At 41.7% G+C, this 8,291-nt stretch carries 9 protein-coding genes; 1 reads left to right on the forward strand and 8 read right to left on the reverse strand.

Annotation, left to right across the window (positions count from 1 at the left end; genetic code table 11):
- A partial coding sequence (locus tag VNZ46_RS07910; RefSeq protein ID WP_325559532.1) for an MFS transporter occupies nt 1–870 on the forward strand: 870 nt, incomplete at its 5' end.
- Here the strand turns inward: VNZ46_RS07910 and VNZ46_RS07915 are convergent.
- The 8 genes from VNZ46_RS07915 to rplM form a co-directional block, all read right to left on the reverse strand.
- The gene (locus VNZ46_RS07915) at nt 867–2,618 is read right to left on the reverse strand and encodes an ABC transporter ATP-binding protein (RefSeq protein WP_325559533.1); all 1,752 of its coding nucleotides are present in this window, start codon (nt 2,616–2,618) and stop codon (nt 867–869) included. The two genes, VNZ46_RS07910 and VNZ46_RS07915, sit on opposite strands and share 4 nt — an antisense overlap.
- 124 nt (nt 2,619–2,742) lie before the next feature.
- Nucleotides 2,743–3,306 carry a ribosome recycling factor gene (frr, locus tag VNZ46_RS07920; RefSeq protein WP_325559534.1) on the reverse strand — a complete coding sequence of 188 codons (564 nt, stop codon included), beginning with the start codon at nt 3,304–3,306 and terminating at the stop codon, nt 2,743–2,745.
- A gap of 40 nt (nt 3,307–3,346) precedes the next feature.
- Nucleotides 3,347–4,054 carry a UMP kinase gene (gene pyrH / locus VNZ46_RS07925; protein ID WP_108552462.1) on the reverse strand — a complete coding sequence of 236 codons (708 nt, stop codon included), beginning with the start codon at nt 4,052–4,054 and terminating at the stop codon, nt 3,347–3,349.
- Between the two features lie 23 nt (nt 4,055–4,077).
- Nucleotides 4,078–5,199: an N-acetylglucosamine-6-phosphate deacetylase gene (nagA, locus tag VNZ46_RS07930; RefSeq protein WP_325559536.1), complete on the reverse strand. Its 1,122-nt coding sequence runs from the start codon at nt 5,197–5,199 to the stop codon at nt 4,078–4,080.
- 92 nt (nt 5,200–5,291) lie between these two features.
- Nucleotides 5,292–6,128 carry a translation elongation factor Ts gene (tsf, locus tag VNZ46_RS07935; RefSeq protein WP_325559537.1) on the reverse strand — a complete coding sequence of 279 codons (837 nt, stop codon included), beginning with the start codon at nt 6,126–6,128 and terminating at the stop codon, nt 5,292–5,294.
- A gap of 102 nt (nt 6,129–6,230) precedes the next feature.
- Nucleotides 6,231–7,052, reverse strand: a complete 822-nt coding sequence (rpsB, locus tag VNZ46_RS07940) for a 30S ribosomal protein S2 (RefSeq protein ID WP_325559538.1) — start codon at nt 7,050–7,052, stop codon at nt 6,231–6,233.
- Between the two features lie 18 nt (nt 7,053–7,070).
- On the reverse strand, nt 7,071–7,457 hold the full coding sequence (rpsI, locus tag VNZ46_RS07945) for a 30S ribosomal protein S9 (RefSeq protein WP_108552450.1): 387 nt from the start codon (nt 7,455–7,457) through the stop codon (nt 7,071–7,073).
- Between the two features lie 16 nt (nt 7,458–7,473).
- Nucleotides 7,474–7,917, reverse strand: coding sequence for a 50S ribosomal protein L13 (gene rplM, locus VNZ46_RS07950; RefSeq protein WP_108552448.1), 444 nt, complete (start codon nt 7,915–7,917; stop codon nt 7,474–7,476).
- Nucleotides 7,918–8,291: the final 374 nt, after the last annotated feature.

Raw genomic sequence — 8,291 nt, forward strand, 5'->3', positions numbered from 1 at the left:
TTCTCTATCATGGGGCAGGTTGTACCTAAAGAGCTATATCCAAATTCGAGCACCTGGAACAGTTCTGCGTATATGACCGCCTCTATCATCGGTCCTGCGGTAGGTGGACTGATCTATGCCTTCTTTGGGGTAACCGTTACCTATTGTGTTATTCTTTTCTTTATTCTGATCGCCCTGGGCTGTATAGCCTTTCTTAAAAAACACCCGCCAAGATATATCCCTAAAGAAAGCATTATGAAAAGCCTTACCGAAGGTGTACAATTTGTATTTAAAAGTAAAATGATGCTTGGAGCGATGAGTCTTGACCTCTTCTCTGTCTTTTTTGGTGGCGCAGTTGCTCTGCTTCCCGTCTTCGCCAATGATATTTTAAAAGTGGGCTCCGAGGGCCTGGGCTTTATGCGGGCTTCCGCCTCAGCTGGAGCCGTCCTCACTATGTTTGTAATGACACGCATCTCCCCAATGAGGAAACCCTGGAGAAACCTCCTCATTGCTGTGGTTGGGTTTGGCACCAGTATCATCTGTTATGGCCTGTCCAAGAACTTCTACCTGACCTTGATGTTCCTCTTTGCAGAAGGATCATTTGACAGCGTCAGCGTGTTGATCCGATCTACCATTATGCAATTACTTACTCCCGATGAAATGCGCGGACGGGTCTCTGCAGTAAACAGCATGTTCATAGGTTCTTCCAACGAGATCGGGGCCTTCGAATCCGGCCTTACGGCAAGACTCATGCGAACCGTCCCTGCTGTGGTATTTGGAGGCTGCATGACCATCCTTGTGGCCGGAATTACATACTCCAAAACCAAGAGCCTGCTGGGCTTAACCCTCGACGACATCAGTGGCAGCAAAACAGAGCCTGCAGCGGTCTAAACGTGTTCTACACGTTCACCCACCTGCTGGCGCCACATCGCAAAATACAGCCCTTTTTCTTCTAAAAGGTCTTCGTGTTTGCCTTGCTCTATAATATGACCTTTCTCCAGTACAAAGATCCTGTCAGCATGGCGGATCGTGGACAAACGATGCGCAATCAAGATGGTCATATGGCTGGTCTGCTCAGAAATTTCCCTGATGGTACCGGTAATCTCTTCTTCTGTTAAAGAATCAAGAGAAGATGTGGCTTCGTCGAACACCAGGATATCCGGCTGGCGAAGTAAAGCCCGGGCAATGGACAGACGTTGTTTTTCTCCACCAGATACTTTCACCCCACCTTCACCAATTACGGTATCCAGGCCTTTATCGGCCCTGGCCAGCAGGTTATGACAAGCTGCCTGGTGCAATACCCGCATACACTCTTCATCTGTAGCCAGAGGGCGCACAAACTGCAGGTTCTCTCGGATCGTACCCGAGAACAACTGTGTATCCTGTGTCACAAAACCAATCTTTTCTCTCAGCTGATCCAGATCAATATCCTTACCGGAAATCTCATTATAAAAAACCTCCCCTTCCATAGGCTGGTACAAGCCCACCAGTAATTTCACCAGGGTTGTTTTCCCAGAACCAGAAGGCCCAACAAAAGCAATGGTTTCGCCATTCCGGGTATTAAAACTAATATTATTCAAGGCATTCGCTCTTCCTGTCAGGTGTTTAAAATTGACATTTGCGAAAGAAAGTCTGGTGATTTTATCCAGTTTCACCGGATTTTCTGGTTTTACATCTATCGGCGTGCTTAATATCCTTTTAAAATTACCCAGTGATACTTCAGCTTCTCTCCAGGACAGGATCACATTGCCCAGCTCCTGAAGCGGTCCAAAAAGGAAAAATGAATAGAATAAGAAAGAGAAATACTGTCCAGGAGAAATGGTGTTCTCAAAGATCAGGATCAGCAGGACCACCACCATGGTACTCCGTACCAGGTTAACTGTTGTTCCCTGTACAAAACTCATACTCCTCACAAATTTCACTTTCTTGAGCTCCAGCCCCAGGATTTTATAAGTCGTCTTGTTCAGCCTTTCAATTTCCTGATTGGCCAAACCCAAACTTTTCACCAGTTCTATATTCCTCAAAGATTCAGTTGTAGAACCTGCAAGCGCAGTCGTCTCTGCAACGATGGTCTTCTGTATCGTTTTTATTTTCCGGCTCAGGAACCAGCTCACAAAACTGATGATCGGAATAGCAGAAAAATAAATCAGGGTCACTTTATAGCTTACCGCAACAGAGTAAACAATAACAAAGACCATTCCGATCAAACTCACAAACAGGATGCTGATAAAAGAGGTAATAAACTTCTCGCTGTCCAGACGTACTTTTTGCAGGATGCCTAATGTTTCTCCACTTCTCTGGTCTTCAAAAACCTGATAAGGCAGTTCAAGCGAATGTTTTAAGCCATCCGCATACATTCTGGCCCCAACTTTCTGCACAATAATACTGGTAAAATAATCCTGGAAGTTCTTGGCAATCCTTGACACCATGGCCGCACCAATACTCAATCCAACCAAGCCCAATACCCCCCAAACAAATTCATTTCTGGAAAGGATATCCTTTTTTTCTATAAACCGGTCTACGATCCTTCCGGTGATATAAGGGTCAAGCAGAGAAAAACCTATATTAATGGAAGCCAGGACGAGTGCAAGCACAACAACCCATTGGTGCCGTTTTAGATACTGAATCAATAATTTCATTTTGTTTGCAAACAGTTTTCAAATACACAATTGGTATAACTATTTGGGCTTCAAAAATAAAGAAAGGGAATATAGCTTCCACTATATTCCCTTTTAATTACAACAATATTATAATTCGTCGGCTTTAAACCGTCATGATGTCTTTCTCTTTCACCTCTGCATGCTTATCCACTTTAATGATATATGCATCAGTTATTTTCTGAACTTCGCCCTCACCTGTCTTAATTTCATCATCAGAAACAGCTTCTCCTTTTAATTTTTTGATCTTTTCGTTCGCATCTTTACGGATGTTGCGGATAGCGATCTTTCCTCTCTCTGCCTCTTCTTTGACTTTTTTAACCAGTTCTTTTCTGCGCTCTTCTGTAAGCGGCGGAACAACCAAACGGATAATAATACCGTCATTTTGCGGGTTGATCCCAATATTGGCTTCTAAAATGGCTCGCTCTATAGGTGTTAACAATGTTTTTTCCCAAGGCTGGATCAGTAGCGTACGTGCATCCGGCGTATTGATACTGGCTACCTGGCTCAATGGTGTAGGGTTACCATAGTAATCTACCATGATCCCTTCCAGCATACCTGCAGAAGCTTTTCCAGCACGAATTTTGGTCAGCTCAGACTCGCAATGTGTAATAGCTTTGTCCATTGTAGCCTGGGCGTCTTGTAATTGTTTCTTTATGAGGTCATTCATAATTTGTATTGTTTGTGCAAAAATATAAAAAAATCTAAAATCAGCCTTTTACGAGTGTTCCTATCTCCTCGCCCTTAGCAATTTTCATGAAATTACCTGGCTTATTCATATCAAAAACGATAATTGGAAGTTCATTTTCTTCACAAAGTGTAAATGCAGTCATATCCATTACATTTAATCCTTTGGCATAAACCTCTCTAAAAGAAATTTTATCGAAACGTGTTGCAGTAGGGTCTTTTTCCGGATCCGCAGTATAAATTCCGTCTACACGGGTGCCCTTTAGAACCACATCTGCTTTGATCTCAATTGCTCTTAAAGCAGCCGCAGAATCTGTTGTAAAATAAGGATTACCGGTACCCGCACCGAAAATAACCACACGTCCTTTTTCAAGATGCCTAACGGCTCTTCTGCGGATAAATGGTTCACAGATCTGTTCCATCTTGATCGCCGTAAGCAACCTGGTTTTCAGACCAACTTTTTCCAAAGCATCCTGAAGCGCCATACTGTTGATTACAGTAGCCAGCATACCCATATAATCTGCCTGTGCACGGTCCATTCCTGATTTCTCTGCACTCAAACCCCTGAAGATATTCCCTCCTCCAATCACGATGGCTACCTCAAGCCCCTGGGCATGCACTGCTTTGATATCCTCTGCGTATTGCCTAACGCGCTCATTGTCAATTCCGTATTGCTTATCGCCCATTAACGATTCGCCACTTAATTTTAATAGGATCCTTTTATATTTCATGAGTCCAAAAATAGCTATTTGTTTTAATTATTGAGGATCAAATGTTCAAGTCCTCCAACAAAAACCTTTTTCAGGTTTAAATCATCATCCAGCAGCAGCAGATCCGCCTTATATCCGGCACTTATTTTTCCAAAAAAATCTGATTTTCCAAGTACTTTTGCAGGATGCAGTGACGCCATATTTAAAGCCTCCTCCTTTGGAATTCCACAATGCACCACACAGTTTTTCACCGCATCCAGCATCGTAATACTTGATCCGGAAAGCGTCCCGTTAGGTGTAATGAATTTATCACCGCTCCGCTGATGCTGATAAGGCCCGATATGACATTCTGTTACCGCATCCGTAATCAGGAACAAACGTTCCTTCATCAACTGATGGCTCATTTTGATCACCTCAAAATCCACATGATTTCCATCGGCAATAATACTGGCCATAGCTGTAGGATGATTAAATAACGCAACCGGCAGATTTGGAGACCGGTGATGGATAGAAGGCATTGCATTGAACAAATGTGTTGTGGTGCTTACCCCTTTATTGTAAGCGGCTGTAGCCTGTTCAAAAGTTGCATCGCTATGCCCCAGGGATAAAATGACGCCCTGGTCCAATAAATACCGGATCACATCGTCATCCTGCAGTTCCGCAGCAATCGTCATGATCTTCACCGTCCCCTCAGCGTATTCCATTAATCTTTTTACCTCTTCCAGCGAAGCCTTGCGAACATATTCAGGAACATGCGCCCCCAACCTCTTTGGATTCAGATAAGGCCCCTCCAGATGCAGGCCAAGAAAACCTTTGGCTTCGTCTCTGTAAGCTTTAGCCGCATCGATACACTGATAGACAATCTCCATACTATTGGTGGCCACACAAGCCATAAAACTTGTTGTACCCTTGCCCGCCAGATCCAGGTCCATTTGCCGCAGCGTATCAGCTGTCGGGTAAGCAGAGAACAAATTGCCTCCGCTACCATAAATCTGCAGTTCTATAAAAGCAGGCACCAGGTAATCACCCCCTGCGTCAATAACAGTATATCCCTCCGGGATTCCACCTGTAGTTAAAGCCGTTATCTTACCCTCTTCAATTAAAACATTTTGAGTATTGGTCAAGTGGCCATTAGTAAAGAGTTTTACGTTCGTTATTGCGATCATAGATTAGGAATTAGTAAAGGAAAACCGGGGCAAATATAAGGCAAAAAAAAATCCCTCACAGGGAGGGATTTTTTTATCAAATAAAATTTTGATTAAGCACCTAATTGTACACGTTTGAACGAAGTAACAGTTAGATCTTTTGAAGTATCGTTTAAGAATTTACGAACATCTTTAGAAGAATCTTTAACAAATTCCTGGTTCAATAAAGTACTGTCTTTGTAGAATTTGTTCAGTTTACCAGCAGCAATTTTTTCAACCATTTCTTCTGGTTTACCTTCAGCACGGATTTGCTCTTTAGCAATTTCAGTTTCGCGCTCAATAGTCGTTGAATCTACGTCTGCTTTATCTAAAGCAACCGGGTTCATTGCAGCAATTTGCATCGCTACATCTTTACCTGCCTCTTCAACACCATCAACATTTTGGTTTAAAGCAACCAATACACCTAAACGGTAGTTACCGTGGATATAAGGAACAACTTTTTCACCAGTAACAGTTTCGAATTTAGAGATACCTATTTTCTCACCGATTTTACCAGTGTTCTCAACAATGATATCTGAAACTTTCTGACCATCTACTTCAAGAGCCAATAATTCCTCTAAAGAAGCTGGGTTTTTCTCAATAGCCAAATCAGCAAATTTGTTACCCAAAGCAACGAAATCAGCATTTTTTGCTACGAAGTCAGTTTCGCAGTTCAATTCTACAACAACACCACGTTTACCGTCTGCTGTAGCTTTAGCGATAACAACACCTTCGTTAGAATCACGATCCTGACGGCTGGCTGCTACCTTAGCACCTTTTTTACGTAAGTAATCAACGGCTGCTTCAAAATCGCCGTTTGCTTCTGTTAATGCTTTTTTGCAATCCATCATACCGGCACCGGTTTGTTGGCGTAATTTGTTTACATCTGCAGCAGTAATTTGTACTGACATTTTTGTTTCCTTTTTAAGTTTTATTTAAAAAAATAAGGGTTGTATATTGATTGTTGTAAGTAAAACCCGCAACGCACAACATACAACCCAAAATTATATTATCTACGCTTCGCTGGTTCCTTCTTCAGACTCAGCACTCACTTTTTTTCTTCTTTCGCCAGGTGCAGCAGCTTCAGGAGCATCAGCAGCAGCTTTAGCAGCTACAGCTTCTTTTTCAGCTTCATCATCTTTCTCACGCTTGCGCTCGTCTAAACCTTCTTCAATCGCTTTGATGATTACATCAGTAATTAAAGAGATAGATTTAGTTGCATCATCATTCGCCGGGATAGGGAAATCGATGTTCGAAGGATCAGAGTTTGTATCCACCATTGCAAATGTTGGAATGTTTAATTTCAACGCTTCGCTCACAGCGATATGCTCTTTTTTAACGTCAATTAAAAAGATAGCAGCTGGTAAACGGTTAAGATCCGCAATACCACCTAATAAGCTTTCCAATTTGATACGCTCACGCTGAATCATTAAACGCTCTTTCTTAGAAAGGATCGAATAAGTACCGTCTTTAGTCATTTTATCGATGTTAGACATCTTTTTGATAGACTTACGAACGGTAGCAAAGTTAGTTAACATACCACCTAACCAACGCTCAGTTACGAAAGGCATGTTTACTTTTTTTGCTTGCTCAGCAACGATTTCTTTAGCTTGTTTCTTAGTCGCTACAAATAAGATCTTACGACCTGATTTTACGATTTGTTTAATCGCAGAAGCAGCTTCTTCAGTTTTAGTTAAAGTTTTATTTAAATCTATAATGTGGATACCATTGCGCTCCATGAAAATGTAAGGCGCCATTTTTGGGTTCCATTTACGGGTAAGGTGACCAAAGTGTACACCTGCATCCAATAAGTCTTGATATGTTGTTCTTGCCATTGTGTTGTCTCCTTACGATTAACGTTTACTGAATTGGAATTTCTTACGTGCTTTCTTACGTCCTGGTTTCTTACGCTCAACCATACGCATATCACGGGTCATTAACCCTTTAGCGCGTAATGCTGGTTTTTTCTCAGCATCTAATTCAACAATAGCTTTAGCAATAGCTAAACGAACAGCCTCTGCCTGACCTTTAACACCTCCACCCGCTACGTTTACAGTAATATCATACTGACCAACTGTTTCAGAAACTTCTAAAGATTGGTTAACGATATATTGTAAAGGTAATGTTGGGAAATATACTTTGTGATCTTTACCATTTACGGTAATAGTGCCGTTGCCTTCTTTTAAATAGATACGTGCAACAGCAGTTTTTCTTCTTCCTGAAGTATTAGTAACTGACATTTCTTTCTTCCTTTAATTAAAGTGTAATGGTTTTTGGTGATTGTGCCTGGTGAGGATGCTCAGAACCTGCATAAACAAAAAGGTTGGTGTACAATTTAGCACCCAATTTTGTTTTAGGTAACATACCACGAACAGCTTTCTCGATAACACGTGTAGGGTGTTTCGCCATTAACTCTTTCGGAGAGATGAAACGTTGACCACCTGGATAACCAGTGTAAGAAATGTATTCTTTCTCACTGAATTTGTTTCCGGTCAATTTTACCTTGTCTGCATTAATAACGATAACGTTATCTCCGCAATCTACGTGTGGGGTGTACTCAGGCTTGTTTTTACCACGGATGATCATTGCGATCTTCGATGACAAGCGCCCCAAAATCTCGCCTTCCGCATCAACAACAACCCACTGTTTGTTAACAGTTTTTGCATTGGCCGAGACAGTTTTGTAACTTAACGTATTCACTTGCTTGTATTTAATTTGTTAATAATTATTTATTGCCCCCTAAAATTTAGGGACTGCAAAGATAGATAGAAATCTTTTAATTATCAAATGCTTAGATAAAAAGAAATTACAAAATCTTTTGTTCAGGTTTTTCTGTTTACGTGCTGCCATCCAAAAAGCAAAGATTTAAAAGGCAAAAAGCTCGGAGAAACTCCGGTAAAGAATAAAAAAATAGACCTGCCTCCACTTCCTCTGCACCATACCCGGTCACCACCCTCCTCTGCAATTTGCGAAGGAAAATTCTCGTACGCTGCGGAAAGACCTCAGAGATCTGTCCGCTCCTTCAGCGGACCTGATATCGTTAGTCTTGAAGCAGCTGTACAGAATTTTCCACA

This window comes from Pedobacter sp. (genome assembly GCF_035566355.1).
Taxonomy (GTDB): Bacteria; Bacteroidota; Bacteroidia; order Sphingobacteriales; family Sphingobacteriaceae; genus Pedobacter.

Bases quoted from the DNA above. Each gene is read 5' to 3' on its own strand.
- VNZ46_RS07915 (WP_325559533.1), bottom strand. From the start codon at position 2,618: ATGAAATTATTGATTCAGTATCTAAAACGGCACCAATGGGTTGTTGTG.
- frr (WP_325559534.1), bottom strand. From the start codon at position 3,306: ATGAATGACCTCATAAAGAAACAATTACAAGACGCCCAGGCTACAATG.
- pyrH (WP_108552462.1), bottom strand. From the start codon at position 4,054: ATGAAATATAAAAGGATCCTATTAAAATTAAGTGGCGAATCGTTAATG.
- nagA (WP_325559536.1), bottom strand. From the start codon at position 5,199: ATGATCGCAATAACGAACGTAAAACTCTTTACTAATGGCCACTTGACC.
- tsf (WP_325559537.1), bottom strand. From the start codon at position 6,128: ATGTCAGTACAAATTACTGCTGCAGATGTAAACAAATTACGCCAACAA.
- rpsB (WP_325559538.1), bottom strand. From the start codon at position 7,052: ATGGCAAGAACAACATATCAAGACTTATTGGATGCAGGTGTACACTTT.
- rpsI (WP_108552450.1), bottom strand. From the start codon at position 7,457: ATGTCAGTTACTAATACTTCAGGAAGAAGAAAAACTGCTGTTGCACGT.